The 26088-nt window shown below is 63.3% G+C and carries 24 protein-coding genes and 2 tRNA genes; 16 read left to right on the forward strand and 10 right to left on the reverse strand.

What is annotated here, in order from left to right; all coding sequences use genetic code 11:
* The first annotated feature begins 280 nt into the window (after nucleotides 1–280).
* The 3 genes from ACSH0F_RS11980 to ACSH0F_RS11990 are packed head-to-tail and all read left to right on the forward strand — an operon-like array spanning nucleotide 281 to nucleotide 5357.
* A complete protein-coding gene (locus tag ACSH0F_RS11980; RefSeq protein ID WP_435203058.1) occupies nucleotides 281–2377 on the forward strand; it encodes a TonB-dependent receptor plug domain-containing protein in 2097 nt (698 codons plus the stop codon).
* 40 nt (nucleotides 2378–2417) lie between these two features.
* Complete coding sequence (locus ACSH0F_RS11985) at nucleotides 2418–3983, forward strand: amidase (protein WP_435203060.1); 1566 nt, start codon at nucleotides 2418–2420, stop codon at nucleotides 3981–3983.
* Nucleotides 3984–3989: 6 nt separating this feature from the next.
* Nucleotides 3990–5357 carry a cation:proton antiporter gene (locus ACSH0F_RS11990; protein ID WP_435203062.1) on the forward strand — a complete coding sequence of 456 codons (1368 nt, stop codon included), beginning with the start codon at nucleotides 3990–3992 and terminating at the stop codon, nucleotides 5355–5357.
* A 71-nt stretch (nucleotides 5358–5428) separates the two neighbouring features.
* On the opposite strand, the gene tig is transcribed toward ACSH0F_RS11990, so the two are convergent.
* Both tig and ACSH0F_RS12000 read right to left on the reverse strand, forming a co-directional pair.
* Nucleotides 5429–7024: a trigger factor gene (gene tig, locus ACSH0F_RS11995; protein ID WP_435203064.1), complete on the reverse strand. Its 1596-nt coding sequence runs from the start codon at nucleotides 7022–7024 to the stop codon at nucleotides 5429–5431.
* 63 nt (nucleotides 7025–7087) lie between these two features.
* Nucleotides 7088–7172: transfer RNA gene (locus tag ACSH0F_RS12000), tRNA-Leu, on the reverse strand.
* A gap of 149 nt (nucleotides 7173–7321) precedes the next feature.
* Between ACSH0F_RS12000 and ACSH0F_RS12005 the strand changes: the two genes are divergently transcribed.
* The 3 genes from ACSH0F_RS12005 to ACSH0F_RS12015 are packed head-to-tail and all read left to right on the forward strand — an operon-like array spanning nucleotide 7322 to nucleotide 8095.
* Entirely contained in the window at nucleotides 7322–7579 is a 258-nt protein-coding gene (locus ACSH0F_RS12005; protein ID WP_435203066.1) for a hypothetical protein, read from the forward strand.
* Nucleotides 7580–7591: 12 nt separating this feature from the next.
* Nucleotides 7592–7771, forward strand: coding sequence for a hypothetical protein (locus ACSH0F_RS12010; RefSeq protein WP_305931849.1), 180 nt, complete (start codon nucleotides 7592–7594; stop codon nucleotides 7769–7771).
* Nucleotides 7772–7810: 39 nt separating this feature from the next.
* Nucleotides 7811–8095: a DUF3297 family protein gene (locus ACSH0F_RS12015; RefSeq protein WP_435203068.1), complete on the forward strand. Its 285-nt coding sequence runs from the start codon at nucleotides 7811–7813 to the stop codon at nucleotides 8093–8095.
* Here ACSH0F_RS12015 and ACSH0F_RS12020 read toward each other — a convergent pair whose 3' ends face one another.
* Nucleotides 8096–8695: a CHAP domain-containing protein gene (locus tag ACSH0F_RS12020; protein WP_435203070.1), complete on the reverse strand. Its 600-nt coding sequence runs from the start codon at nucleotides 8693–8695 to the stop codon at nucleotides 8096–8098. It lies immediately after the preceding gene.
* A gap of 121 nt (nucleotides 8696–8816) precedes the next feature.
* Here ACSH0F_RS12020 and der point away from each other — a divergent pair, with 121 nt between their 5' ends.
* From der to ACSH0F_RS12035, 3 genes are all read left to right on the forward strand, one after another.
* Nucleotides 8817–10250 (forward strand): ribosome biogenesis GTPase Der, encoded by a 1434-nt coding sequence (der, locus tag ACSH0F_RS12025; protein ID WP_435203072.1) that lies wholly within the window; start codon nucleotides 8817–8819, stop codon nucleotides 10248–10250.
* The gene (locus ACSH0F_RS12030; protein WP_305931846.1) at nucleotides 10250–10741 is read left to right on the forward strand and encodes a DUF2721 domain-containing protein; all 492 of its coding nucleotides are present in this window, start codon (nucleotides 10250–10252) and stop codon (nucleotides 10739–10741) included. Before der ends, ACSH0F_RS12030 begins: the two co-directional genes overlap by 1 nt.
* A gap of 117 nt (nucleotides 10742–10858) precedes the next feature.
* Entirely contained in the window at nucleotides 10859–11071 is a 213-nt protein-coding gene (locus tag ACSH0F_RS12035; RefSeq protein ID WP_435203075.1) for a hypothetical protein, read from the forward strand.
* Nucleotides 11072–11078: 7 nt separating this feature from the next.
* On the opposite strand, the gene bfr is transcribed toward ACSH0F_RS12035, so the two are convergent.
* From bfr to ACSH0F_RS12055, 4 genes are all read right to left on the reverse strand, one after another.
* On the reverse strand, nucleotides 11079–11570 hold the full coding sequence (bfr, locus tag ACSH0F_RS12040; protein ID WP_435203077.1) for a bacterioferritin: 492 nt from the start codon (nucleotides 11568–11570) through the stop codon (nucleotides 11079–11081).
* A gap of 123 nt (nucleotides 11571–11693) precedes the next feature.
* Nucleotides 11694–11882 (reverse strand): (2Fe-2S)-binding protein, encoded by a 189-nt coding sequence (locus tag ACSH0F_RS12045; protein ID WP_435203079.1) that lies wholly within the window; start codon nucleotides 11880–11882, stop codon nucleotides 11694–11696.
* Nucleotides 11883–11959: 77 nt separating this feature from the next.
* Entirely contained in the window at nucleotides 11960–13222 is a 1263-nt protein-coding gene (locus tag ACSH0F_RS12050; protein WP_435203081.1) for a DUF418 domain-containing protein, read from the reverse strand.
* A gap of 76 nt (nucleotides 13223–13298) precedes the next feature.
* Complete coding sequence (locus ACSH0F_RS12055) at nucleotides 13299–14333, reverse strand: SPOR domain-containing protein (protein ID WP_435203083.1); 1035 nt, start codon at nucleotides 14331–14333, stop codon at nucleotides 13299–13301.
* 225 nt (nucleotides 14334–14558) lie between these two features.
* Between ACSH0F_RS12055 and ACSH0F_RS12060 the strand changes: the two genes are divergently transcribed.
* From ACSH0F_RS12060 to ACSH0F_RS12070, 3 genes are read left to right on the forward strand one after another with little or no spacing between them, the layout of a single operon-like run.
* Nucleotides 14559–15275 (forward strand): ParA family protein, encoded by a 717-nt coding sequence (locus ACSH0F_RS12060; RefSeq protein WP_219955639.1) that lies wholly within the window; start codon nucleotides 14559–14561, stop codon nucleotides 15273–15275.
* Nucleotides 15276–15299: 24 nt separating this feature from the next.
* Nucleotides 15300–15839: a hypothetical protein gene (locus tag ACSH0F_RS12065; RefSeq protein ID WP_435203085.1), complete on the forward strand. Its 540-nt coding sequence runs from the start codon at nucleotides 15300–15302 to the stop codon at nucleotides 15837–15839.
* A gap of 38 nt (nucleotides 15840–15877) precedes the next feature.
* Nucleotides 15878–17230 carry an SPOR domain-containing protein gene (locus ACSH0F_RS12070; RefSeq protein ID WP_435203087.1) on the forward strand — a complete coding sequence of 451 codons (1353 nt, stop codon included), beginning with the start codon at nucleotides 15878–15880 and terminating at the stop codon, nucleotides 17228–17230.
* A 67-nt stretch (nucleotides 17231–17297) separates the two neighbouring features.
* On the opposite strand, the gene ACSH0F_RS12075 is transcribed toward ACSH0F_RS12070, so the two are convergent.
* Both ACSH0F_RS12075 and ACSH0F_RS12080 read right to left on the reverse strand, forming a co-directional pair.
* Nucleotides 17298–18530, reverse strand: a complete 1233-nt coding sequence (locus ACSH0F_RS12075; protein WP_435203089.1) for a dihydroorotase — start codon at nucleotides 18528–18530, stop codon at nucleotides 17298–17300.
* Nucleotides 18527–19552 carry an aspartate carbamoyltransferase catalytic subunit gene (locus ACSH0F_RS12080; protein ID WP_435203091.1) on the reverse strand — a complete coding sequence of 342 codons (1026 nt, stop codon included), beginning with the start codon at nucleotides 19550–19552 and terminating at the stop codon, nucleotides 18527–18529. The genes ACSH0F_RS12075 and ACSH0F_RS12080 overlap by 4 nt, the downstream gene beginning before the upstream one ends.
* A gap of 103 nt (nucleotides 19553–19655) precedes the next feature.
* Here ACSH0F_RS12080 and sppA point away from each other — a divergent pair, with 103 nt between their 5' ends.
* The 3 genes from sppA to ACSH0F_RS12095 all read left to right on the forward strand — a co-directional run bounded on the left by sppA (nucleotide 19656) and on the right by ACSH0F_RS12095 (nucleotide 22544).
* Entirely contained in the window at nucleotides 19656–21533 is a 1878-nt protein-coding gene (gene sppA, locus ACSH0F_RS12085) for a signal peptide peptidase SppA (protein ID WP_435203093.1), read from the forward strand.
* A gap of 72 nt (nucleotides 21534–21605) precedes the next feature.
* Nucleotides 21606–21680, forward strand: a tRNA-Val gene (locus tag ACSH0F_RS12090).
* Nucleotides 21681–21890: 210 nt separating this feature from the next.
* The gene (locus ACSH0F_RS12095) at nucleotides 21891–22544 is read left to right on the forward strand and encodes a hypothetical protein (protein WP_435203095.1); all 654 of its coding nucleotides are present in this window, start codon (nucleotides 21891–21893) and stop codon (nucleotides 22542–22544) included.
* Between the two features lie 158 nt (nucleotides 22545–22702).
* On the opposite strand, the gene ACSH0F_RS12100 is transcribed toward ACSH0F_RS12095, so the two are convergent.
* The gene (locus ACSH0F_RS12100) at nucleotides 22703–22912 is read right to left on the reverse strand and encodes a hypothetical protein (protein ID WP_435203097.1); all 210 of its coding nucleotides are present in this window, start codon (nucleotides 22910–22912) and stop codon (nucleotides 22703–22705) included.
* A 915-nt stretch (nucleotides 22913–23827) separates the two neighbouring features.
* Here ACSH0F_RS12100 and ACSH0F_RS12105 point away from each other — a divergent pair.
* Nucleotides 23828–26080: an adenosylcobalamin-dependent ribonucleoside-diphosphate reductase gene (locus ACSH0F_RS12105; protein ID WP_435203099.1), complete on the forward strand. Its 2253-nt coding sequence runs from the start codon at nucleotides 23828–23830 to the stop codon at nucleotides 26078–26080.
* Nucleotides 26081–26088: the final 8 nt, after the last annotated feature.

The raw sequence follows: 26088 nt of genomic DNA on the forward strand, positions 1-26088 counted from the left end.
TTCCTCTCGTCGGATCGGTTGAGCGCCTATGTCGCGAGTACCCCGGCGATGTTCAAGAGGCTTAACCTCTTTGCCGCCCAGATATGTCGCCGAACACCGAAATGCCGGTGGAAATCGGTTGCACGCTGCAATCCATGTAATTCGTCCGTCGCAATGTGCCGTTGACAGATGCGCCGGACTCATTTGTCGGATGCGATATCGCCATGGTCGATGGCGCGGTGGCCCTTTCGGTTACAAACGTAGACGAGGCTCCTCGAACCAGGTGGGGAGCCCCTAATCAATGAATTACCGCCGCGACATATCGGTCGTTACCGTCTTGGCTGTACTGATGCTCGGTGTAATCCCGATGCCTGCGCTCGCCGCGGAGGACGATGCGAGCGAACCGGCCGGCGAAGGCGATCCACCCACCGAAGGCGCGCAGGTTTTCGAACCGGCCTATTTCGAACGCTACGCCCCGCGCAACGCGCTCGATATGCTGGTCCAGGTCCCCGCTTTCGTCATCGACGATGGCGACAACAATTCGCGCGGCCTCGGCCAGGCGACTGCCAATGTACTCGTCAATGGCGAGCGCTTCTCGAGCAAGTCCGACAGCGTGCGCGACCAATTGAGCCGCATCCCGGCAGGCGACGTCGTCCGGATCGAGATCGTCGACGGGACCACGCTCGACATTCCCGGCCTCAACGGCCAGGTCGCGAACGTCATCGTCAACAAAATCGGCGCGTCGGGGCAGTTCAGCTGGACCACCGGCTTTCGACCCTACAATACCGAGGCGCAGTTGCTCGGCGGCGAAGTGTCGCTGACTGGCAATGCCGGTAAACTCGACTACACGGTCTCGCTCAGCAACGAGAACAACCGCTTCGGAACCGATGGCCCGATCACCGTGGTCGATGGCGCGGGCGATCTGATCGAAACGCAGGACACCAAGTTCTCCGGCGGCGTCGACAATCCGACGCTGGCGACGAGCTTCACCTATACGTTCTCGCCCGACGTCATCGCCCATCTGAACCTTCGCTACGGCGAAGATTTCTTCTTCGAGCGGATCACCGAATTCGCCGAGCCTGTCGCCGGCCCCGATCGCGATCGCCTGTTGCTCAACGACGAGGACGGACCCGAATACGAGATCGGCGGCGACATCGAATTCCCGCTTGGCCCAGGCAAGCTCAAGCTGATCGGGCTGGAACGCTTCGAACGCGACAATTTCCGCAGCGTACTGGTCGACAGCTTTTCCGATCGCTCGCCCGACACCGGATCGCGCTTCCGCCAGACCAATGCGGCGGGCGAGCGGATCGGACGCTTCGAATACGGCTGGAACATGTTCAAGGCCGATTGGCAGCTTTCCGGCGAAGCTGCCTTCAACCGGCTCGACCGGCGTTCCTCGATCGAAGTCCTGGAGGAGGATGGTGCATTCGTCGGCATTCCTTTTCCTGCCGGCAATGGCGGCGTGACCGAGGATCGCTACGAGGGCATTCTCAGCTTCAGCAAGCAGCTTACGCCGAAGCTGTCGCTTCAGGCCACGGCGGGGGCGGAATATTCGAAGATCCAACAGACTGGCTCAGCCGCCAATTCGCGGGTGTTCAGGCGGCCCAAGGGTTCGCTCTCCCTCGCCTGGAAGCCGGCCAGCGATTTCGACATTTCGGTCGAGCTGCGGCGCCGTGTCGGCCAGCTCAGCTTCGGCAATTTCCTCGCCAGCATCAATCTCGACAACGACAACGAGAACGGCGGCAACAACGAGCTGGTGCCCGACCAGAGCTGGAATCTGGAAGCCGAAATCAACCAGAGCTTCGGCGCCTGGGGCTCTGCAAAACTGCAGGTCCGCCAGGCGTGGTTCGAAGATTTCATCGACTATTTCCCGCTAGCGAGCGGCGGCGAGGCACGCGGAAATATCGGCGATGCCAAGCGGCTGCACATCGAGCTGTCCGGTACGGTGAAATTCGATCCGATCGGGTGGAAAGGCGCGCAGCTCAATTTCGCCGCCGTCCAGCGCTACATGGACATCGTCGATCCGTTTACCGGGGAAAACCGCGCATTCTCCAACGATCTCTACAACCGGCTGGAGGCCGATTTCCGCCACGACATCCCCAGCAGCGACTGGGCTTATGGCGCCAGCCTGTTCACCTTCAGCCCGGTCGAATATTCGCGCCGCTACGAAGAAGGGCGCTTCTGGGAGGGACCGACTTTCGTGGATGTCTTCGTGGAGCATAAGGACATCCTTGGGATGACCGGACGACTGCGGGTGGGCAACGTGCTGTCGGCGCGCAACAAGGGTTTCCGCACCGTCTTTGACGACTCGCGGCCCGACGGCGACGTGCTGTTCACCGAGACGCTGGACCGCCGCATCGGGCCGATCGTGCGCTTCACCTTGAGCGGGAATTTCTAAGCACGCTTGCATTGCGCTTCGGCGGTGGCAGGGTGGCGCGATGAAGCATATCGCCCTGTCGTTCGCTCTCCTTGCAACCGCATCGCCGCTCGCAGCGCAGGAGGGGCAAGATGAACAGCCGACCGTGCGCTTGGAGATGCCCGGTCCACCACCCGGAGTGGAGGCTCCGCAGGACGAAGCGGAGCGGCGCACGCTCCTCTATGCCATTCGCGCTCGAAATCTCGATAACGGGCCGAATGGGCTGAATTCGATCATCGCTTTTGCGCCCGACATCACAGCTCAGACCCGGGCGGCGCGAGCTCAGCCGACATTGCTCGCCGGTCGACCGGTGCTGGTGAAGGACAATATCGAAACACGCGAATTACCGACCTCCGCCGGTAGCCTTGCCTTGGCAGAGAGTATGACCGGACGCGATGCGCCGCTGATAGCACGCCTGCGCGCAGCTGGCGGGGTCATGATGGGCAAGACCAACCTGTCCGAATGGGCGAATATCCGCGACGACAATTCCACCAGCGGCTGGAGCGCGGTGGGCGGCCTCACCCGCAATCCGCATGCGATCGATCGCAACACCTGCGGCTCATCCTCCGGCAGCGGCGCGGCGGTGGCGGCGCAATTCGCCTGGGCGGCCATCGGTACGGAGACCGATGGGTCGATCACCTGCCCTGCCAGCGTCAACGGGATCGTGGGCTTCAAGCCCACGGTCGGCATGGTCAGCCGCACGCATGTCGTGCCGATCAGCCATTCGCAGGACACCGCGGGACCGATGGCGCGCAGCGTGTACGACGCGGCGCTGCTGCTCGAAGCCATCGCGGGCAGCGATCCTGCCGATCCCGCCACCGCCGAAGCGGACGAGAGAAAGGTGCCGTTCTCGCAAGGACTGCGCGACGCTTCGCTCCAAGGCGTGCGGATCGGCGTGCTGGTAAACCAGATCGGCAGCCGCGACGACGTGCGCGCGCTGTTCGAGCAGGCGCTGGACGACATGCGGCGCGCAGGGGCGGAACTGGTCGAGATCGAATACGATCCGCAGGGCGAAATGTTCGGCGCGGAACTGACCGTGCTGCTCTACGAATTGCGCACCGCCATGGACGCCTATCTCGCTTCGCGCCCGGGCACCGACGGCCCGCGCAGCCTTGCCGACCTTGTCGCTTTCAACGAGGCCAATGCCGATGCCGAGATGCGCTGGTTCGGGCAGTCGCTGTTCGAACGCGCGCTCGAAACGACGGATCAGGCGGCTTACGAGGAAGCCCGCGCTACGTCTCTACGTCTGGCGGGCGAGGAAGGGATCGACCGCCTGCTGCGGGAGAACAACGTCAGCCTGCTGGTCGTGCCGACACGCGGCCCGGCATGGGTCAGCGATCTCGTCAATGGCGACAATTTCAACGGCAGTATAGGCGCCGGCTCGCTTGCTGCCATAGCCGGCTATCCGCACCTGACCGTGCCGATGGGCGCGGTCGAGCGGCTGCCGGTGGGAATCAGCTTCATGGGCGCCCAATGGCAGGACCACGCGGTACTCAAGGCCGGGGCCGCATTCGAGCGGGCGCGCACCGCCGAAGTTCCGAAGCCGAATTTCCAGCTCTGGGAACCCGAAGCCCTGCCCGCGGACTGATAGGCGATGGAATACGAGCCGCGCATCTTCCTCTTCGTCGTCATGGGCCTGGGGCTGATGGCGGCGGTTTCGCTGGAGCGGTTTCTCGCCAGGTTCTGGCTCTCTCTTCCGATCGTCTATGTGGCTGCCGGGTTTGCGATCTTCTCGCTCCCGCTCGACCTGCCACGGATCAATCCAACCTATGACGGCTTCGACGCGGTTACGCTCGAATACACGACCGAGTTCATCGTGATCGCTTCGCTGATGGCGGCAGGGATCGCAATCGACCGGCCCGTCAGCTGGGCCAATTGGCGACAGGTGTGGCCTCTCCTATTGATCGCCATGCCGCTAACGGTTGCCGCGGTTGCGTTGCTCGGCTGGTGGGCCATCGGGTTGACACCGGCCTCTGCCATTCTGCTCGGCGCAGCTCTCGCCCCTACCGACCCCGTACTGGCGCGCAGTGTGCAGGTCGGTCCGCCCGGGGAGAACAAACGCCATGATGTCCGCTTCAGCTTGACCGTCGAGGCTGGCCTGAATGACGGACTGGCCTTTCCCTTCACCTATCTGGCCATCGCCGCGGTCGGAATGGCGTCACTTGGCACGTGGACGCTGGAATGGGCGTGGTACGACCTGGGCTGGCGAATACTCGTGGGCTGCGCCGTAGGGTGGGCAGTAGGTCGGCTCGGCGCATGGTGGGTCTTCGAACGAGAAGCGGACGCGCCAATGAAGGACATCGAAGAAGAAACCGAAAGCGCGGAACAACCGAAATACTCGACCAGCGAGGGATTGATCGTCCTGGGTACGCTACTGCTTGCCTATGGACTGGCGGAAATCTTTGCCGGTTATGGCTTCCTTGCCGTATTCGTCGGCGCGGTCACTGCGCGCCAGCGGGAGAACCGCAGCCGCTACCACAAGATCAGCCACCATTTCATCGACCAGATCGAGCAGATCGTTCTAGTTGCCGTGCTGTTCGGTTTCGGGGCCATGCTGGCGAGTGGAGTGCTGCAGCCATTGACCTGGGCTGCCGCGCTGGTTGGCCTCGCACTGATCTTCGTCATCCGGCCGCTATCGGGCTTGCTAGCGGAATGGCGCTCCGACCTGCCGATGATGGGCACCCTTGCGATCGCCTTCCTTGGCGTGCGGGGCATGGGCTCGATCTACTACCTCGCCTATGGTCAGAACCATGCGGAGTTCATCCAGATCGATTTGCTATGGGCTTGCGTCAGCTTCACCATTCTCGTCTCGATCCTGGTGCATGGCATCGTCTCCGGTCCGCTGATCTCGCATGCCGAGCGTCGCCGCGCGCACATCCATACCGGTACCGACGAGGAAATGCTCAGCCACAGCCCCAACGGCAATCCGATCGCGGTCGAACTGCCCAACAAGCCCTGCTGACACCGCGCAAACAAAAGGGTGACCGGATTCGATCCGGCCGCCCTTTGCGATTCTGTATGCTACCGTAAGGCTTATTTCTTTGCAGCAGCCTTCTTCGCCGGTGCCTTCTTCGCGGCCAGCTTCTTGTCGGCAGCTTTCTTGGCCGGGGCCTTCTTGGCGGCGGGCTTCTTGTCGTCCGCCTTCTTCGCAGTGGCTTTCTTGGCCGGAGCCTTCTTCGCTGCAGGCTTTGTGTCGGTAGCCTTCTCGTCCGACTTGGCGTCGTCCTTCTTCGCGGCAGCCTTCTTCGCTGGGGCCTTCTTCTTGGCCGCAGCCTTCTTCTTGGGCTTCTCGTCGGTGGTGTCCTCGGCCTCGATTGCGGCTTCGAGTTCCTCGCGCGTCACTTCGCGGTCGGTGATCTCGGCTTTATCGAACAGGAAGTCGACGACCTTGTCTTCATAGAGCGGGGCGCGCAGCTGGGCGGCGGCCATCGGCTCGGTGCGGACATATTCCATGAACCGCTCGCGATCTTCCGCGCGGTACTGCTGGGCAGCCTGCTGGATCAGCATCTGCATTTCGTTGGCGTTGACTTCCACGCCGTTCGCCTGGCCGATTTCCGACAGCAGCAGGCCGAGGCGCACGCGGCGTTCGGCGATCTTGCGGTAATCGTCCTTCTCGTCCTCGATTTCCTTCAGCATGGCTTCGGGATCTTCGGACTGCGCGGCTTCCTGCTGCAGCTGGGCCCAGATCTGGTCGAATTCCGCATCGACCATACCTTGCGGCACGGCGAAGTCGTGACCGGCAGCCAGCTTGTCGAGCAGCTGGCGCTTCATCTGAGTGCGGGTCAGGCCGGAGGTTTCCTGTTCCAGCTGGCCGCGGACCAGTTCCTTCAGCTTGTCGATGCTGTCGAGGCCCAGGTTCTTGGCGAACTCGTCGTCGACCTTGGTCTCGGTCGCGACCTTCACCTGCTGCACGGTGACGTCGAACTCCGCTTCCTTGCCGGCGAGATGTTCTGCCGGATAGTCGTCCGGGAAAGTCACGGTGATGGTCTTCTCGTCGCCGGTCTTCACGCCAGTCAGCTGCTCTTCGAAGCCGGGGATGAACTGGCCCGAGCCGATCACCAGCGGGGTGTTCTCCGCCTTGCCGCCTTCGAATTCGGTGCCGTCCACGCGGCCCACGAAATCGATGATTAGCTGGTCGCCTTCGGCCGCCTTCTTGGTCTTGGCGGCGTCCTTGTAGCTCTTGTTCTGGTCGGCGATGTTCTGGACGGCTTCGTCGACCGCCTCGTCCTTCACCGGAACGGTCAGGCGCTCAAGCTCGAGATCCTTGATCTCGGGCGCGTCGATCTCGGGCAGGATTTCCAGTTCGACCGTGAGTTCGGCGTCCTTGCCTTCCTCGTAGCCTTCGCCGAATTCGACCTTGGGCTGCATGGCAGGGCGCAGCTTGTTGTCGGCCATCACCTTGTCGACCGATTCGCGGATCATGTCGTTGACCGCCTGCGCGTGAAGCTGTTCGCCATGCATTTTGCGCACGAGGTTCGCTGGCACCTTGCCGGGGCGGAAACCGGGCATGCGGACCTGCGGGGCGATCTTCTTCACTTCGCTGCCGACGCGCTCGTCGATGTCCTTTGCCGGGATGGTGACGGCATAGGCGCGCTTCAGGCCTTCATTGGCGGTTTCTTTGATCTGCATGGTTGAAACTCGTGACTTTCGAAAATGCGATAGTGATGACGGGGCTTCACGCCGGGGCGGCACTGGTGCGGGCGAAGGGACTCGAACCCCCACATCTTTCGATACTGGTACCTAAAACCAGCGCGTCTACCAGTTCCGCCACGCCCGCTAACCCGAACGATGCCGCGCGAAGGGGCGGGCCCTCCACGTGTAGGCGCGTGCCTCTAGAGCGATGCGACGACAAGCGCAAGCGTGGCGACGGATGGGGGAACGCGGAGCGGCGGCGAGCCGTTGTTGGAAGCGAAAGGAGCCATCCCCATGGCCGACTACGAAACACCCCATGTACCGCCGACGACACCCCCGGTCGTCAATCCTGACGTGAAGCCGAAACCATCTGCCGAGATGGAGGCAGACGGCGAAGCGGAAGGCGAAACACTCGACCATCGCGATACGCCTGACGAAATCGATATCGAACCCGAAAAAGCGCTCGAGCCTGCCATGGACGGCGGGCGCGACGGCAAGGGCGAGCAGGGGCTGGATGTCTCGCGCTCGGAAACCCTGCTCCCGCCGGATTGAAGGAGACCGACAATGGCAACGCAACCCGACCCCTCGCCCGACACGATTGATCCCGGTGCGCCGCAGGAGATGCCGCCCGACAGCCCGCCGAACGAGGCTCCGATGGAAGAGCCACCGGGTGTCGAGCCGGTTTCGCCCGATTACGATAACCCCGGTCGCGGACCGATCGAAACGCCTCCTCCGCCCGATTGATCTTGCGGGTCGGCGCGGGGCGCATTATCGGCGCGCGTCATGAGCGACGATACGACAAACGACACCCCGCCCGACCGCCTCTCGGTCAATCCGAAAAGCGAATATTTCAGCACCGAAGTGCTGCAGCGCGGCGTCGGCATCCGGTTCAAGGGCAAGCAGCGCACCGACATCGAGGAATATTCGATCTCGGAAGGTTGGGTACGCGTTCAGGCCGGCAAAACGATGGATCGCAAGGGCAATCCGCTCACCCTCAAGCTCAACGGCCCGGTCGAAGCCTGGTACGAGGACCTCGGCGAGGACGCACCGGTCGCAAAGGCCGGTTGATCAGCGAAAGTCGGCGAAGGCGCTGAGGAAGCGCTTTGAGCTTTTCTTGCGCGCCGGCTTCCCGGATTGGGCGAGCTGCACACGCTTCTGCGCGACCCCGTCGGCATAGATAAATCCTTCGACCGGCCATGCGGTCTTTCCGACTGCGCCGAGCGGCGCATACCACACCTGCACCTCGCTCCAGTCGTTGGCCGGCGACACGTCAACCGCCAGCACGTCTTTCTCGACCTGGCCGCGCCGCCCGTCGATCGGCGACCAGTTGGCATGGTCGAGCAGTACGCGGCGCGAATCCACCACCTTGCTGACCGCGGCAACATGGCCGAGGCGCATGCTGCGATGCGGTTTGAACGCCATGACGGCGCCGACGCGCGGTGTCGATCCGGTAGCATAGCGACCTTGCGCCTGGTCCCACCACGTATGCGCGTCGCCGTAGATCTCGATGCCGCTGACCTTGCGGGCATAGGGCACGCATTGAAGGTAGGGCGCAAGCTCGCTCGCTGAGGACGAGAAGTCGCTATCGACGCGGAAATCCCGGCTGTCGTCGGCGAGAGCCGGAGCGGAGAGGCCGAGCGCGGCCATGGCGGTAAGAGCGCGTTTCATGGCCGTAGTGCCTAACCCCTTAACCTTACGGCACGCCTGCCCGACATGGTTAACGGGAATTAACCCGCCCGCGCACATCCGCTTGCAATGCGGCAGCTAAAGGGCCACTTGCCGCGCCATCATGCGCGCATCCCCATCCAAGCCCACGGTGATCATCATCGGCCGCCCGAATGTCGGCAAGTCGACGCTGTTCAACCGGCTCGTCGGCAAGCGGCTGGCGCTCGTCGACGACCAGCCCGGCGTCACGCGTGACCGCCGCTTTGGCGAGGCGGAGATTGCCGGGCTGGAGTTCCAGATCGTCGATACCGCCGGCTGGGAGGACGAAGATCCCGATAGCCTGCCGGGCCGGATGCGCAAACAGACCGAAGTCAGCCTGGAAGGCGCGGACGCGGCGATGTTCGTATTCGATTCGCGTGTCGGCCTGACCCCGCTCGACGAGGAGATCGCCCGCTGGCTGCGCAGCCAGAAAGTGCCGGTGGTGCTGGTGGCCAACAAGGCGGAAGGCAAGCAGGGCGACGCGGGCATCTATGAAAGCTTCTCGCTCGGCTTCGGCGAACCAGCCGCAGTCAGCGCGGAGCATGGCGAAGGCATCGCCGACCTGTTCGATCACCTCTGGCCGATCATCGGCGCCAAGGCCGAGGCGGCGGAGATCGAAGCCGAGATCGTCGAGGAAGACGAGGAGGCGCTCCTCGCAGGTCCCCTCCAACTCGCCATCGTCGGTCGCCCCAATGCAGGCAAATCCACGCTGATCAACCGGCTGCTTGGCGAAGACCGCCTGCTGACCGGTCCGGAAGCCGGGATCACGCGGGATTCCATCGCGATCGACTGGGAATGGACTGATCCGAAAAGCGGTGAGGCGCGCGAAATCAAGCTGATCGACACCGCCGGCATGCGCAAGAAGGCGCAGGTCACCGACAAGCTGGAGAAGCTGTCCGTCGCCGATGCCCGCCGCGCGGTGGATTTCGCCGAAGTCGTCGTCCTGCTTCTCGATGCGACGCGCGGGCTGGAGGCGCAGGACCTCAAGATCGCCAACCTCGTGCTCGAGGAAGGCCGCGCGCTGATGATCGCGATCAACAAATGGGACGTGGCGGATAACGCCAGCAGCCTGTTCAACGGTATCCGCGAAGCGCTGAACGAAGGGCTGGCGCAGGTGCGCGGCGTGCCCTTGTTCGCGGTCAGCGCAAAGACCGGCAAGGGGCTCGACCAGATGCTCGGCGCGGCGTTCGAGCTGCGCGAGGCATGGAGCCGCCGCGTGCCGACAGCCGCGCTCAACCGCTGGTTCGACGATGCACTTGAGGCCAACCCGCCGCCCGCGCCCAAGGGTCGGCGGATCAAGCTGCGTTACATCACGCAGGCGAGCATCCGGCCGCCGCGGTTCGTCGTGTTCGGCACGCGGCTGGAGGCGCTTCCCAAGAGCTACGAGCGCTATCTGATCAACGGAATTCGCGACAAGCTCGGCTTCGAAGCCGTGCCGGTGCGGGTGGTGCTGAAGAGCCCGAAAAATCCCTACAACGCCAACAAGGGCGGGGGCGGAAACTACAGCGGGGAGCGGTGATGCTGCTCGACCTGCTAGCCAGCCTGCCCGGGCTCGAACTGATCGAACGGACCAGCTCCACGCTGCGGGTGCAGCAGGTGGTACAGCTTAGCCTCGCCCCTGCCTTCCTGCTCGCCGGGATCGGGGCCATCATGAACGTTATGACGAACCGGCTGATCTGGGTCGCCAACAAGATCGAGAAGATCGTGGCCGCCGACGAGGAAGGTCGTGCTGGTATCCTGCTCGACGAACTGCCAGCGCTGGAACGCCGCCGCATCCTGGCCCAGCGCGCCGTGATGCTCAGCACCGCGTCGGCCCTTACTATCAGCATCGTGATCGCGCTGCTGTTCGTCAGCGCCTTCGTCTATGCGCCCTTGGGGACGATAGTGGCGTTTACGTGGATCGTGACGATGGGCCTGCTCGTTGCGGGCCTCGCCAGTTTCCTGCTCGAGACGCAAACCGCAGCAAAGCGCAATCGCGAGCGTATGAAGCGGCACTTGCGCGGCGACTGATCGCGATTTCCGGACCGATCTCGGCCAAGTGACGCTACGGCACGGCGAGCTAAAAGCGGTTATCCGGCGTTCATCTTACGCGGCGCAACACGCGATCTCCAACCGAGGAGAGACGCCATGCACCGTATCCAGATCGCGATCCTGTCACGCGGAGAGCGGGAACTGCATCACGTGAGGCTCGACACGCTGGACCTCGGGACTGCCTTGCTGGTGACCGATATCAATCTTGCAGAGGGCTCGGCCGAGCTGTGGGAGGGCGAACGGCGCCTTGCGCGGCTGATCAAGCATGGCGGACCGCATGCGACGTTCTGGGAAGTCGGCTGCCGTTGAGCGCTGCTCAGCCAGCCTCGCCATCGCCCGCTGGCTTGCTCTGTAACTGGACGTAATTTTCAAGCCCCATCCGGGCGATCATGTCGAATTGCGTTTCGAGGAAGTCAACATGCTCTTCCTCGCTGGCGAGGATGGTTTCGAAAATCTGGCCCGAGGTGAAATCGCGCACGCTCTGGCAATGCTCGGCCGCTTCCTTGAGCAGGGGGATCGCCTCCATCTCCATCGCGAGGTCGGCCTTGAGGATTTCCTCGACCGTCTCGCCGACCTTGAGCTTGTGGATCGCCTGGAAATTCGGAAGCCCGTTCAGGAACAGGATCCGCTCGGCGAGGATGTCGGCATGCTTCATCTCGTCGATCGATTCATGGCGCTCGTATTCGGCCAGCTTGTGCACGCCCCAATCGGCCAGCACGCGATAATGCAGCCAGTACTGGTTGATCGCCGTCAGCTCGTTGGTCAGCGCCTTGTTGAGGAATTCGATGACCTTGGGATCGCCTTGCACGCGCCTGCTCCTGTTGCGGGGGACCGCAATCCTATGCTCCCATAAGGCAGGAATTGGCAAGAGGACGCAGTGGAAAAACTGGCGGAATTCCGCCAGTTGCAAGCGATTTTCAGTAGCGGAAATTCAGGCGGCGGCGGGTACGAAGCCCAGCTCGCGCTCTTCCTCGACGATGGCATCTGCCTCGACCAGGCACTGGCCGCAGTTGGGCTGCTTGCCCATGGCCGCATAGCACGCCTCCGCATCGCCCGAGACGTGGAGCGCCTTGCGTCGCAGCTCGCTCTCCCGAATGGCGTTGCAAATGCAGATGTACATAGGCGCGGATCCCTTGCGATTGATTCGCAAGAGCAGGTGTAGTGAGAGTCATTCTCAATAGCAAGCCCGAGCTGCAATTACCTCCGCAATGGGAATAGCCGCCAGTAGGTCAGGCAGCGCCATAGCCATTCGAGCGGGCCGAAGCGGAAGCGCTCAAGCCAGGGCTTGGACCAAATCAACATGATCGCCCATGTCGCAATAGCGACGAGATAGAGCTCCGTCCGTCCGAGCTGGCCGAACAGCCCGCCCGCCCAGCCATGGAAGACCAGCATCATCAGCACCGAGGTCCCGAGGTAATTGGTGAAGGCCGCCCGCCCGGCAGCCGATACCCTTTGCGCGAGCGCTCCGGCGACGTGTTGCCCCCATAGCGCCAGCAATGCGAGCAGGCCGAGGATCGCGAACAGCCGCGGCACCATCGACCAGGCGCTCATCGCGGCGAGCGTGCCGTAATAGGTCAGCCCGCCGTCCTTCGCCCACAGCGCCACCGGAATGGTCAGCGCTGTGCCGACGATCCATAGCCCCCAGCCCCATTTGCGTTGCCGCCCCGGATCGACTCCGCCATCGAACAGACCGTAACGAAAGGCGGCCATGCCGACGAGCATGAGCGGCAGCGTCTCGAACCAGAACAGCATCAGGACGAACCCGATCTCGGGCCCGTGCTCGGTGATGTTGTGATTTACCCAGGCGCCGTAGTCGCCATCGCCGATCAACTGAGTCTCGTAGCGCCCGTCGGCCAAGTCGGCCTGCTTTTCGCTTTCGAGATCCTCGGCCATTTCGGCGAAGGCCGCCTCTTGCGAGTGTTCCATCATCGGCAGGAAACCGAGAATGCCGGTGTAGAACAGCGCGCCGCCGAAATAGCCGATGAGGCCGAGCACCAGCAGCTTACGACGTGAGAGACCGACGAACAGCAGGGCAGCGAGGCCCGCGCAGGCGTAAAGGAACAGGATGTCGCCGCGCCAGATGAAGAAGAAATGCACCAGTCCGATCATGCCGAGCCAGAACAGGCGCCGGACCTGAAGCCACCGGCCCTGTCCGCGCGCAGTCGCACGTTCTAGGAACAGCACCATGCCGGCTCCGAACAGCAGGGTGAACAGACCGCGCATCTTGCTGTCGATGAGGACGAACTGGACGACCCACATCCAGTCCTCCGCCGCGCTGTGCGGCACGATGAAGGCGTCGGGATACATATAGGCCGTCATCGGCTGGCCGAAGGCGACGATATTGGCGGCGAGGATGCCCATCACCGCCAGCCCGCGAATGAAATCGAGGCTCGCGATACGGTTCGCGCCACCGGTGGGCCTGGCCTGCTCCGATGTCGCCTGGTCTGCCTGCTCTGTCACGTCGTGCTCCCTGTCCACCGCCCTACCTAGCGGCGGGCGCGAAAAGGGAAAGCGGGCAGGTGATCTAGTCCGGGGATCAGCGTGTCACGAGACACTCGTATCCGCCGCGCTTCAGCTGCGCGCAGGCAAAAGTTGCCGCATCGCGCGATTCGAACCCGCCGGCGAGAAGCTTGGTAAGTCGTCCCGCCGGTTCTTTCAGCTTGGCACGTCCGGCAAGTGCGGGAGTTTGCGAGACCTTCTCCCATAGCCTGTCGGCATTTCCCGCCACCCCGAAGGCACCGATCTGCAGCTTCCAAGGACCTTGCGAACGGTTGGCCTGCGGCGACTGCGCGGCTGCAGGCGCTGGCGCTGTCGGCGCCGCGCCAACGGTGGGCTCGGCCCGCGCGACTGTGACCGGCTGCCTCGCTTGGGCGAAATCCGCGCCGCGCGTTTCGCGTGCCGGTGCCGGGCGAGCGGCTGGCGTAGAAGGAGTAGCCGATTCGGGAGTGCCGACCGCCAGATCGACCGCGGCCAGCTCCCGCGCCCGCGCCGCCTCGGCTTCGGACTTCAGCTGCGCCGCCAACACCTGCGCCGCCTGCCTGTCGGCCAGCGGAATATACTCGTCCATCTGCGCGAGGGCGCCTTTGGCCTGCGGCAGCCCTGTCGAATTGGCGAGGGTCAGCAGGGCATAGGCCCGCTGCCAGTTCTTCGCCACGAGGTCCCCGTTGAAGTGAGCGATGCCCAATATGTACTGCGCGCGCGGATCGCCGCGTGTCGCTGCGGCTTCTATATAGGGAAGCGCTTGGTCGCGCTGCTCGCGCTGGAACAGAAGCAGCCCGTAATTGTCCGCTGCTTGCACATGGCCCTGCGCTGCAGCACGAGCGTAAAGCGCCTCCGCCTGCGCCAGGTCGGTATCGACCCCGCGTCCCAGCCGATAGGCCTGCGCTAGGTTGAATTGCGCGTCGGCATCGCCTGCCTGCGCCGGAGCCACCCATTCGCGCACGGCGGCGGCATAATCGCCGCGGCTCCAGGCATCGACGCCGTCCTTCACATCGGCCGACGCGGGCACGGCGAGACCTGCCGCGATGGCAGCGCAAAGCGCCATGCCCACGTTTTTGGTTTTTCCGATCATCCGTTCCGTCCTCGGCACTGTCGACCGCACATCTGCGGCAGTCGGCCCCACCCTATAGTAAATCGACCGTTAGCAAAGCGTTGCGCGGCATGCCGCTTTCGCAGCGGCGACCAAATCCGTCCGATGTTAACCCTAAATTAGGGGTAGTCTGCGATTTCCGTTTTCGAACAGTCGCATTTGGTGCGGCACTTGATTGACTAGAGGCTCAAACCAGGGGGATAAGCCTTGCGTGTACTGGCATTGGCATCGCAGAAGGGCGGATCGGGTAAAACCACGCTCTCCGGACATCTCGCCGTACAGGCCCAGCGCGCTGGCGCCGGGCCCGTCGTTCTGATCGATATCGACCCGCAGGGCTCGCTCGCCGACTGGTGGAACGAGCGCGAGGACGAATATCCCGCTTTCGCGCAGACCACGGTCGCTCGCCTGGCGAACGATCTGGCCATCCTGCGCCAGCAGGGTTTCAAGCTGGCCGTGCTCGACACGCCGCCCGCCATCACCATGGCCATCCAGTCGGTTATTTCGGTCGCCGAGCTAATCGTCGTCCCGACCCGCCCCAGCCCGCACGACCTGCGCGCCGTTGGTGCCACGGTCGACCTGTGCGAACGGGCCGGCAAGCCGCTAGTCTTCGTGGTCAACGCCGCGACGCCGAAAGCCAAGATCACCTCGGAAGCCGCCGTCGCGCTGTCGCAGCACGGCACGGTCGCCCCGATCACCCTGCACCACCGCACCGATTTCGCCGCCTCGATGATCGATGGCCGCACGGTGATGGAAGTCGATCCCGAAAGCCGCTCGGCTGCCGAGGTCACCGCGCTGTGGAAATACATCGCCGACCGGCTGGAGAAGAACTTCCGCCGCACGGTCTTCGCCGCACCGAACACGCAGAGCGCTGTTCCCGGTGCCCATCGCCCCGCTGGCGGCTTCGGCCGCCGGGTGGCACAGTAAGAACGCCTGGGCGGAGACTGCCGGATGTCTGACGCCAATTTCGCCTCGCTCACCCCGACGCTCCTCGCGCGCAAGGGCGCTGCCAAGCCCGCCATGCGCCCGCAGTCCGGGATCCCCGGCCCTGTCGACGGCAAGGAAGCCGCCGCCAACCTGGAAGATCTCGGCTGGAACGACATGGGTGACGATAGCAGCACGCCCCTCGTGGCCGAAAAGCCGACTGCAGAAAAAGTCGTGCCGATCGCGCTCCGACAGGCGGCCAACGAAACCGATGCACAGCCCGCACCCAACCAGGTGCGCGAATCGCTGAGCAAGATCGCCGCCCAGCTGGACAAGCCGGCCGCGGCCAACGCCAAGCCGGTCGTTCGCAAATCTGCCGCTTCGCGCGGCAAGCGGGCAGCCTTCACGCTGCGGCTCGACCACGAGCGGCACCTGATGCTGCGCCTCGCCTGCACCGTTCGCGGTCGCAGTGCGCAGCAGCTGGTGACCGACGCGCTGGACGATCTGCTGGCCGAAATGCCGGAAATCGCGAGCCTCGCCGCCCAAGTCCAGCAGTCGGAAAAGTAACGGATCGAAGACGTGGGATCGCCTTCAGGGGAATGACAATGAGCATCGAGAGCAAAGCCAAAACCACCCGGTTCATTCGGCTAGCCGTAACCACGGCGCTGGCCACGACCGCGCTGGCCGGTTGCACCGGCAAGGTCGCCCCTTCGCACAACTATTCCGCCGCCAAGGCGGAAAAGGCGCTGGCGAAGGGCCAGCAGGGCGAGGCGATCGAGCATGCGGAAGCCGCCGTTCTGGCCGCGCCGCGCGATGCGCAAACGCGCACGCTGCTCGCCAATGCCTATCTCAAATCGGGGCGTTTCGCTTCGGCTGCGACCACTTTCGGCGAAGCCGTCGAGCTCGGCGATACGGCCCCGCGCACGATCATCAGCTATTCGCTGGCGTTGACTGCAATCGGCGACATCCCCGGCGCGCACGAGCTGCTGCGCCAGCACCAGAATGCGATCGACCCGGCCGATTTCGGCCTTGCCCTGGCACTCGCCGGGCAGCCGCAGCAGGGCGTCCATATCCTCGACAATGCGCTACGCGGCGGGCAGAATACGCCCAAGGTTCGCCAGAACCTCGCTTATGCCTTCGCTCTGTCGGGCGACTGGCGCAATGCCCGCATCCTCGCCTCGCAGGACGTCCCCGGCGACAAGCTGAACGAGCGCCTGCAGGAATGGGCCCAGCTTGCAAGCGCAAGACACCCGACCGTTCTGGTTGCCCGCCTGCTTGGCGTGCAGCCGGTGGAAGATCCGGGCCAGCCGGTCATGCTCGCGCTCGCCAACCACCCGGCACATGGCCAGTTGGCAGTCGAGTCCGCCGATCAGGTCGAGCCGGTCGAAGCTGCTGCGGCTAGCGATTTCGCGCTCGCGGGAGAACTGCCCGCCGTAAACGCGATCCCCTCGATGGATCCGAATGCCGACGAAGCGCAATTCGAAGACAGCGGCGAAGCGGCACTGGCCGATGCCGGTCTCGAGACCGTGAGCGGCCCTCGTTTCGTCAGCCGCGAAGTTGTCCAGTCGGTTCCGGTCTCGCAGCGCGCCAAGCCTGCTGCCGCACCGCGTGCGGCCAGACCCGCTCCGGCCAAGGCTGCCCCGGTCGCGATGGCATCCGGCGATTACAACATCCAGCTCGGCTCGTATTTCTCGATGTCCGATGCGCAGGCCGCGTGGAAGGTTTTCCAGAGCCGCCATCCGGAGCTGTCCGATGCGGAACGCGTCATCACCAAGGCCCGCGTGAACGGCAAGATCTACTACCGCGTTGCGGCAGCCGGTTTCGCCAAGGCCTCGGCCCAGTCGATGTGCCGCTCGGTCAAGAGCTCGGGCGCAGGCTGCATCGCCTACGCTGCATCGTCTCCCCTTCCCGGCGCGCTGAACGTAGTTCGTGACGGGGTTCGGGTCGCCTCGCGGTAACAACCGCACTCCATCAGACTTCGCCAGCCCTGCCCGGAGCGATCCGGGCGGGGCTTTTTCTTAGACGCTACAGCTCGATGTCCACGCCGCCCTTGTAGAGCGCGGTCACGCGGCCCTGCGTCGGCTGACCGTCGAACGGCGTATTGCCGGCGGTCGCTGCCATCTTCTCGCTTTGGATGATCCACGGTTTGTCGATATCGACGATCGCGATGTCGGCTTCCTTGCCCGCTTCGAGGACACCAGCCTCGACGCCGAGGATTCTCGCAGGGGCCGTGCACAACATGGCGATGGCGCGCGGCAGGTCGATCACCTCGTCGCGCACCAGCGACAGCGTCATGGCGAGCAGGGTTTCCGCCCCCGCCATGCCCGGTTCGGCATCGGAGAACGGCAGCCGCTTGTCTTCCGGCCCACGCGGATCGTGCCCGCTGGCGATGACGTCGATCGTACCGTCGGCAATCGCTTCGCGCACGGCTTGCCGGTCGTCTTCACTCCTCAGCGGCGGCGAGAGCCGGGCGAAGGTGCGGAAATCGACGGTCGCCAGGTCGGACAGCATGAAGTGCGCTGGCGTCACGCCGCAGGTCACCGCCGCTCCGCGCGCCTTGGCCGTGCGGATCAGCTCCAGCCCTGCGCGCGTGGTCACCTGCCGGAAATGCAGCCGCGCTCCGGCCATTTCGGCCAATGCGAGGTCGCGCGCGATCGCGATGGCTTCGGCTTGCGGCGGTGCACTCGGCAGGCCGCGGCGGGTGGCAACTTCGCCGGACGTCGCCACCCCGCTACCGACAAGCGCGGCATCCTCGGCATGGGCGATGACGACCATGTCGAGCATGGCGGCATATTGCAGCAGGCGCAGCATCGCGCCGGAGTCCGCGATCCAGCCCCGCCCGGTAGCCACGGCCCGCGCGCCCGCTTCGCGCATCAAGGCGATCTCGGCGATTTCGGAGCCTGCGAGATCACGTGTCGCGGCTGCGAGCGGGTGGACCCACAGGTCGGGCTTGCCGCTCTTGGCGATATAGGACACCCGGCTCGGCAGATCGAGCGGCGGCGACTGGTCGGGCATCAGCGCCGCGCGGGTGATCCCGCCGAAGTGGAACGCGGGCTTGTCGATTGCGAAAACGCCGAGGTCGACGAGCCCGGGCGCGACCAACCTGCCGCGCGCATCGACGGTTTCGTCGCCGTCCTGCGCTTCGACATCGCCGACTGCATCGATCAGGCCGTCGACCAGCCGGATGCCGCCATCCGCGATCCCGTCCGGAGTCGCTATCCGTCCGTTCGTGATTGTGAGGGGGCGCGCCTGCTTCATGTCACCGCTCCCCAGCCCTCGACCCCGCGCCCGCGGCGGGTCAGCACGTCGAGCGCGGCCATGCGGATGGCAACGCCCATCTCCACTTGCCGCGTGATGATCGAGCGGTCGATTAGGTCGGCCACCTCGCTGTCGATCTCGACCCCGCGGTTCATCGGGCCCGGGTGCATCACCAGCGCATCGGGCTTGGCATTCGCCAGCCGCTGTTTCGTCAGGCCATAAAGATGATGATATTCGCGCGCCGAGGGAATGAACTGGCCGCTCATCCGCTCTGTCTGGAGCCGCAACATCATCGCCACGTCCGCCCCGTCCAGCGCAGCGTCGAAATCGTGGTAGACCTCGGCCCCCATCGCCTCGATCCCGGTCGGCATCAGCGCCGGCGGCGCACACAGGCGCACCGTCGCGCCCAGCGCTTGCAAGCACAGCAGGTTGGAGCGCGCGACCCGGCTATGGAGAATATCGCCGCAGATCACGATGACCAGGCCGGTAAAGTCGTCCCCCGCCTCGCCCCGCTCGCGCAGGGCGTGGCGCAGGGCCAGCGCATCGAGCAATCCTTGCGTCGGATGCTCGTGCTGCCCGTCCCCCGCATTGAGCACCGGACAATCGACCTTGTCCGCGATCAGCTGCGTCGCGCCGCTAGATCCATGGCGGATTACGATCGCATCGGCGCGCATCGCGTTCAGCGTGATCGCCGTATCGATCAGGGTCTCGCCCTTTTTCACGCTCGAGGTCGCGGCGTGCATGTTGACCACATCCGCGCCCAGCCGCTTGCCTGCGATCTCGAAGCTCAGCAGCGTGCGGGTGCTGTTCTCGAAGAAGGCATTGATGACCGTCAGCCCGGCCAGCAGGTCGTTATGCTTGGTCGGTTGGCGGTTCAGCGTCACCCACTGCTCCGCCTCGTCGAGAAGGAAGAGGATTTCGTGCCGCTCTAGCTGGCCGATGCCGATCAGGTCGCGGTGCGGGAATGCCTGCGCGCCCGCCGGATAGCGGGCCGCGTGGGGCGAAGTTTCCGTCGATGCCATTGAAGCCACGCCCTTAGTCGAGGCTTATCGCGCGCTCAAGCGCTTATCGCTGGCGAAGCGCGCTCCGCACGCCTAGCTAGGGCGCAGCAGGAGAACGGTTTCGATGGGTTTCGCAGGCAAGGTGTGGAAGTTTCTGGTCGGGGTGAAAGACGCGCTGGTGCTCGTCTTCATGCTGCTGTTTTTTGCCGTCCTTTTCGCCATCCTGACCGCCCGGCCGAGCCCTGCCGCGGTGCGCGACGGGGCGCTGGTGCTCGATCTCGACGGCGTGATCGTAGAGGAACGTTCCGAGGTCGATCCCATCGCCGCTCTACTCGCCAGCAGCGCGCCCATTGCCGAATACCAGGCGCGCGATCTGGTGCGCGGCCTCGATGCCGCGGCCACGGACGACCGGATTACCGCCGTGGTCCTCGATCTCGACCGCTTCCTCGGCGCAGGGCAGGTCCATCTGCAGGAAATCGGCGCGGCCCTCGACCGGGTGCGGGCGGCGGAGAAACCGGTGCTGGCCTTCGCCACCGCCTATACCGACGATTCGATGCTGCTCGCCGCCCATGCGAGCGAGGTGTGGGTCGATCCGCTCGGCGGCGCCGTTGTCGCGGGGCCGGGTGGCGAGAGGCTCTATTACGGCAACCTTCTCGACCGGCTCGAGGTCAATGCGCGGGTCTACAAGGTCGGTGAATACAAGAGCGCGGTCGAACCCTATTCCCGCTCCGACATGTCGGACGCCGCGCGCCAGAACTACAGCGAGCTCTACGGGGCGCTGTGGGAGGAATATCTCGCCAATGTGAAGAAGGCGCGCCCCGCCGCCGATATCGAGCGGATCACCGGCGATCCGGTTGGCTGGATCGAAGCCGCCGACGGCGATCTGGCCACCGCTGCCGAACAGGCGGGCTTGGTCGACCGGCTCGGCACGCGGCAGCAATTCGAGGAGCGCGTGGTTGAACTGGTCGGCGCGGACGACTGGAGCGACGAGCCCGGCGCTTTCCCCTCGACCAAGATGGCAGCCTGGCTAGAGGACAATCCGCTCGACACGCCCGGCAAGCCCATCGGCGTCGTGACCATCGCGGGCGAAATCGTCGATGGCGAGGCAGGCCCCGGCACGGCCGGTGGCGACCGCATCGCCGACCTGCTCGACGAAGCGCTGGCCTATGACCTCGCAGGCCTTGTGGTGCGCGTGGATTCCCCCGGCGGATCGGTGCTGGCCTCCGAGCGGATTCGCAATGCGATCCTGCGCCACAAGGCGAACGATATCCCGATCGCGGTCTCCATGGCCAACCTTGCGGCGAGTGGCGGATACTGGGTCTCGACGCCAGCAGACCGCATCTTCGCCGAACCCGAAACGATCACCGGATCGATCGGCATCTTCGCCGTTATCCCGACATTCGAGCAGGCCGCCGCCAGCCTCGGCGTAAACAGCGACGGCGTGCGCACCAGCCCTCTGTCTGGCCAGCCGGACGTCATCGGCGGCTTCACGCCCGAGGTCGACGCGCTGATCCAGGCGAATGTCGAGAATGGTTACGAGGACTTCCTCGACCGCGTAACCGCTGCACGTGGGCTGACACGCGAGCAGGCCGACCGCATCGGCCAGGGCCGCGTCTGGGACGGTGGCACGGCGCGCCAGATCGGGCTGGTCGATCAATATGGCGGGATGGACGAAGCGCTGGCGTGGGTCGCGCAGCAGGCCGAGCTCGGCGACGATTGGCATCCGCGCTATCTCGGATCGCAGCCGACTGGCTACGACACGCTGCTGCGCAACCTGCTGACCGACGATGCCGAGACCGGCCAGAGCAACGATGTGGTAGCAACCTTCGCGCTGCGCCGCGCGGCTGTCCTCGGTCGTATCGAAAGCGACCTCGATCGTCTTATGGGAACGCGCGGAATGCAGGCCTACTGCCTCGACTGCCCTGCTCCGCTCACCGCAGTGCGGGACCGCGATGCTTCCTCCGGCTGGCTTTTCTCGCTGATCGGCCTGCTCGCGCGCTAGGAGGCGCTTGCCAGCAAGCGATTCGCCGCGTAATGGCGCGCCCCTGCCCGGCGATCATCGCCGCGAACGGGCGGGCGCGTAGCTCAGTGGTAGAGCACACCCTTCACACGGGTGGGGTCGCAAGTTCAATCCTTGCCGCGCCCACCATCTTTTCCATGACTTAGAAGAGATGAGCGGCGTTTCCATGAAAAAAACATGAAAAACTCGGGGGGACATCCGCGAACATCAGCGGTGACTTTCGCGCCTTGAGTGCGCGTTCCGTCACCGGGGCAATTACATGAGATTCAGGGCTCGATCCAACAAGTTACCCCTTCTTCACATTTCGCTGGCAGGTCTGAGCGCCAAAGAGCGAGAAGAATGATGTCATTTCACCGACCTATCCTACCCGGCAAGGCAATCGAACTTGTCAAAGCCCGCAATTTGGATGCCCCCGAAAAGCTCCTGGCCGATTACGCGGCCGCTGGGCTGATCAAGACTTATGCGCTGATGCGCGAAATACGGCCCGCGGGTGGGCCGACGAAGACAGTTAGGGATGCCCAAATTCCACCAGAGGAATGGGCCCGTATCGTTGCCTCAGACAATATCATGGCAGTTTTGAACGGTGGCACAGTTCAACTGGAGGGGGCGAAGCTGCCTGGGGGATTACCGACAATCCAGATAACCGGTATAAGCTTCTCCGAAGCTTCGCTCATCAAGATACTAAATCGCTATTGCGCGGATCCGTCCGTTTGCACGTCAGCTACCCCGCCTAAGTCAAGTCCGACACCTCAGGAGAGGGCACTTGAACCATCTCCTGAGGATCAGAAACGGGCTCCAGACGCAGTGCTTCCAATCAAGGCAGGGGCCCTAACAGCGTCAATTGCCCAGACCATGCAAGCCACGGGGTTGGGTCGCACTAAGATTGATCAATTGATGCGGAACGGCGACTTAGTCAGAACAAAAGTCGGCACCCGTGCGCTAATTACAGTTGAAAGCATTGAGCGCCTGGTCGGAACAAAAGTCGGCGGATAACAGCGTGCCGATGGGCGATCGAAAGCCCTTTAACTGCAGTTGCAAGATCAGTCGCTACTCATTCGGATTTGCACCCGAATCACGGTCATTTAATTCGATCCTAAGATTTTTTACAAGCGGACAAACTTGAACACAGGATCTGACGTCTACAATCTCCCTCACGTAAAACTGAGGGCTTCCCTCGACACCATAAGCGGACGCTTTTCTTTAGCTTCAATCGATCGTTCGGTCGGCCCATCGAACTTCACTATTTCCTTGGCTGAAATGCTCTGCTGCTGCCCCAGCGACTGCAGATGCGCGACCGATGCATTTGATAATCCCGGAAATACCGATCTCGCGAATTGTTGGATGGAGTCGTTGTTAGACATTCGTCGGAATCCCGTATTTCATTCGGGAACTCGGTGGCAGCCGAGTGCCCAGATAGCTTTGATCTAGGTCAATTGGTTGAATATGAACGCTGCACGCTGCGATTACGCAATTTCTTGGATGAACGCAGACGGCGTCTCTCCAGCAGGTTATCCTGCGGAATTAGTGGCGATCAATCTGGTTCAGACCTTCACCGCATGACTACTTCCGGTTATCCATTAGGACCCTTGCGTCGTTCCGAGGGAAATAGCATCCGCCAGGCTAGTCGCATGATGATCGCATAGATACTCAAGCGCGCGACATCCAACAGGATCCACCAATGGTGCAGCGAAGACGGTGCGAGGACGTTTCCTGCAATGCGAGCGAGGGTTCGCTCGTCCAGAGGTGGCGTGAGGACGAGCCACTGGAATGCCAGCATCGTAGCAGCGCCATAAGCTAGCCAGCGGGACCTTGCGCTCGTGGTTAGCAGCAATCCCAGTAGAAGGCAGCATTCGACAGCTAGAGACGCTCTAAACGTGACCCGTCCGACTGCGAGCAGGTGGGCGATGGGCACCTCTTGCGCAAGAAACTTTACAGGTGTCGCCACGAAGGAGAGCGAGACCAAGCTGGCGAATGCCGCAGACACCAACACTAGCGTCCGCAGGTCTCGGCGATTTTGTGCCATCGTCGAACAAATCCTTTTCAATTCGGCGCCCCAACCGGGACAAGATATCGCGATCTCGAAATGACCTAGGGTCGCTCTGCGGATAACTTCATGATCTATCTCAAATGCAGTCGATCACTGCGCTCGGTTTCCTCCGATCGTTTGGAAAGCCGGGCTGATCGCGAATGTTTTTCGGCGATCACGCCGCGCGGCATGATCTAGGTCACTCGGTCTATCTTGCCGCAACGCTAATCTGCGAAGCGGAGGTGACGTTATGAGTTTCGAAGTTCCAATCGCGCAGGATATCTGGTCCGCGAAATACCGCTTTAGTGGCAATGAGACCGATCCTGGCGATGTGGACTTCAACGATACCGCACGCCGAGTAGCGAAAGCGGCCGCCCAAGCTGAGCCCGAGCTCGACCGTTCGGCATGGGAAAGTCGGTTCTACGAAGCGATTGAATCTCTGCGGTTCATACCCGCCGGCCGGATACTGGCGGGCGCCGGGACCGGACGCGCGGTTACGCTTTTCAACTGCTTCGTCATGGGGACGATCCCCGATAGCCTCGAGGGCATCTTCGAACATCTCAAGCAGGCGGCGCTTACCATGCAGCAGGGAGGCGGCGTGGGAATGGATTTTTCCACGATCCGGCCGCGCGGCGCAGAGGTCAAGGGCGTGGGATCCGATGCATCGGGACCGCTCTCCTTCATGGACTGCTGGGATGCGATGTGTCGCACGGTTCACTCAGCTGGTGCACGGCGCGGGGCGATGATGGGATGCTTGCGCATCGATCATCCCGACATCGAGGAATTCATCGGCGTCAAACGGCAGCCCGAGCGCATGCGAAACTTCAATCTTTCGGTTCTGGTGACCGATCCTTTCATGGATGCGCTCGAAAACGATGCCGACTGGCCGCTCGTCTTCGAGGGCGAGACCTATCGCACGGTGAAGGCGCGTGACTTGTGGGAGCAGTTGATGCGCGCGACCTACGACGTCGCCGAGCCGGGCGTAATCTTCGTCGATCGGGTTAACGCGCTCAACAATCTTGCGCACTGCGAGACAATCAGCGCGTCCAATCCATGTGGGGAACAGATGCTTCCGCCCTATGGCGCGTGCCTGCTCGGCTCAATCAACCTTGCCGCTCTGGTCGAACGCCCCTTCGAAAACGATGCACGGCTTGATCTTGGCGCGCTCACCGAACTCACCACCACGGCTATCCGCCTGCTGGACAACGTCATCGACATCAGCCGCTACCCTCTTCCCGAGCAAGAGGCCGAAGCCAAGGCCAAACGCCGGATTGGGCTCGGGATAACCGGCCTCGCTGATGCTCTGCTCTACTGCGGCGCGGCCTACGGCTCCGACGACGCTGTAGCTTTGCTTGAGGAGTGGCTGGGAACGATCCGGACCGCCGCTTATCGCGCATCGGCCGAACTGGCACGCGAGAAAGGCGCTTTCCCGCTTTACGACCCTTCCATGCTTAAACGTCCCAATATCGAGGCCTTGGACGAGGAAACACGCACCCTGATTTCGGAGCACGGGCTACGAAACGGATGTCTGACCTCGATCGCGCCGACCGGCACTACATCGCTACTGGCAGGCAATGTGTCTTCCGGCATCGAGCCGGTCTTTGCCTACAGCTATCAACGCAGGATCCTCAATCCCGATGGTTCGGCCAGACACGAAGCGGTCGAAGACGACGCGCTGCGCCAATGGCGCGCCTTGCGCGGTGACGAGGAGCCCCCGGCAGAACTGTTCGTCAGTGCGCAGTCGCTTTCTCCCGCCGATCACGTCGCAATGCAAGCATCTGCACAGTCAATGATCGACAGCTCGATCTCCAAGACCGTGAACGTGCCGGAAGACATTCCGTTCGCCGATTTCCAGGAAGTTTATCGCGAAGGCTATGCTCGCGGGTGCAAGGGATTGACCACCTATCGTCCCAATGCGGTGACCGGCTCGGTGCTGAGCGTCGAAGAACCAGCAGGCGGCGAAAAGGAGGTCTTTGCAGACCCAGTCCATTCGGAACCGCCGAAACGAGAGGAGATGCTCGATGGCACCACCTACAAGCTCAAGTGGCCAGACAGCGCACATGCTCTCTACGTGACCATCAACAACATTGATGATGGCACGCACAAACGTCCTTTCGAGATATTCATCAATTCCAAGAACATGGACCACTATGCGTGGACCTTGGCTCTCACCCGAATGATATCCGCCGTGTTCAGGCGCGGAGGTGACGTCTCATTCGTCGCGGAGGAACTCAAGGCGGTGTTCGATCCGCGCGGAGGAGCATGGGTCACCGGTCGCTTCGTTCCCTCGCTCCTCGCCGCGATAGGCGACATCATCGAGCGACACATGGCGCAATTCGCGCCGGCCCAGTTGGATCTGCCAATCGAGCCGAATCCTGAAGCTGCAACCTCGTTTACGGCAGCCCCGATGGGTCCTTGCTGCCCCCAGTGCGGGGTTCCCGGCATGATACGAGAAGAAGGCTGCAACAAATGCCTTTCTTGCGGCTTTTCCAAATGCGGATGAAACTTCAT

Origin of the sequence: Qipengyuania sp. 902, from assembly GCF_051195295.1 — a bacterium.
Classification (GTDB): domain Bacteria; phylum Pseudomonadota; class Alphaproteobacteria; order Sphingomonadales; family Sphingomonadaceae; genus Qipengyuania.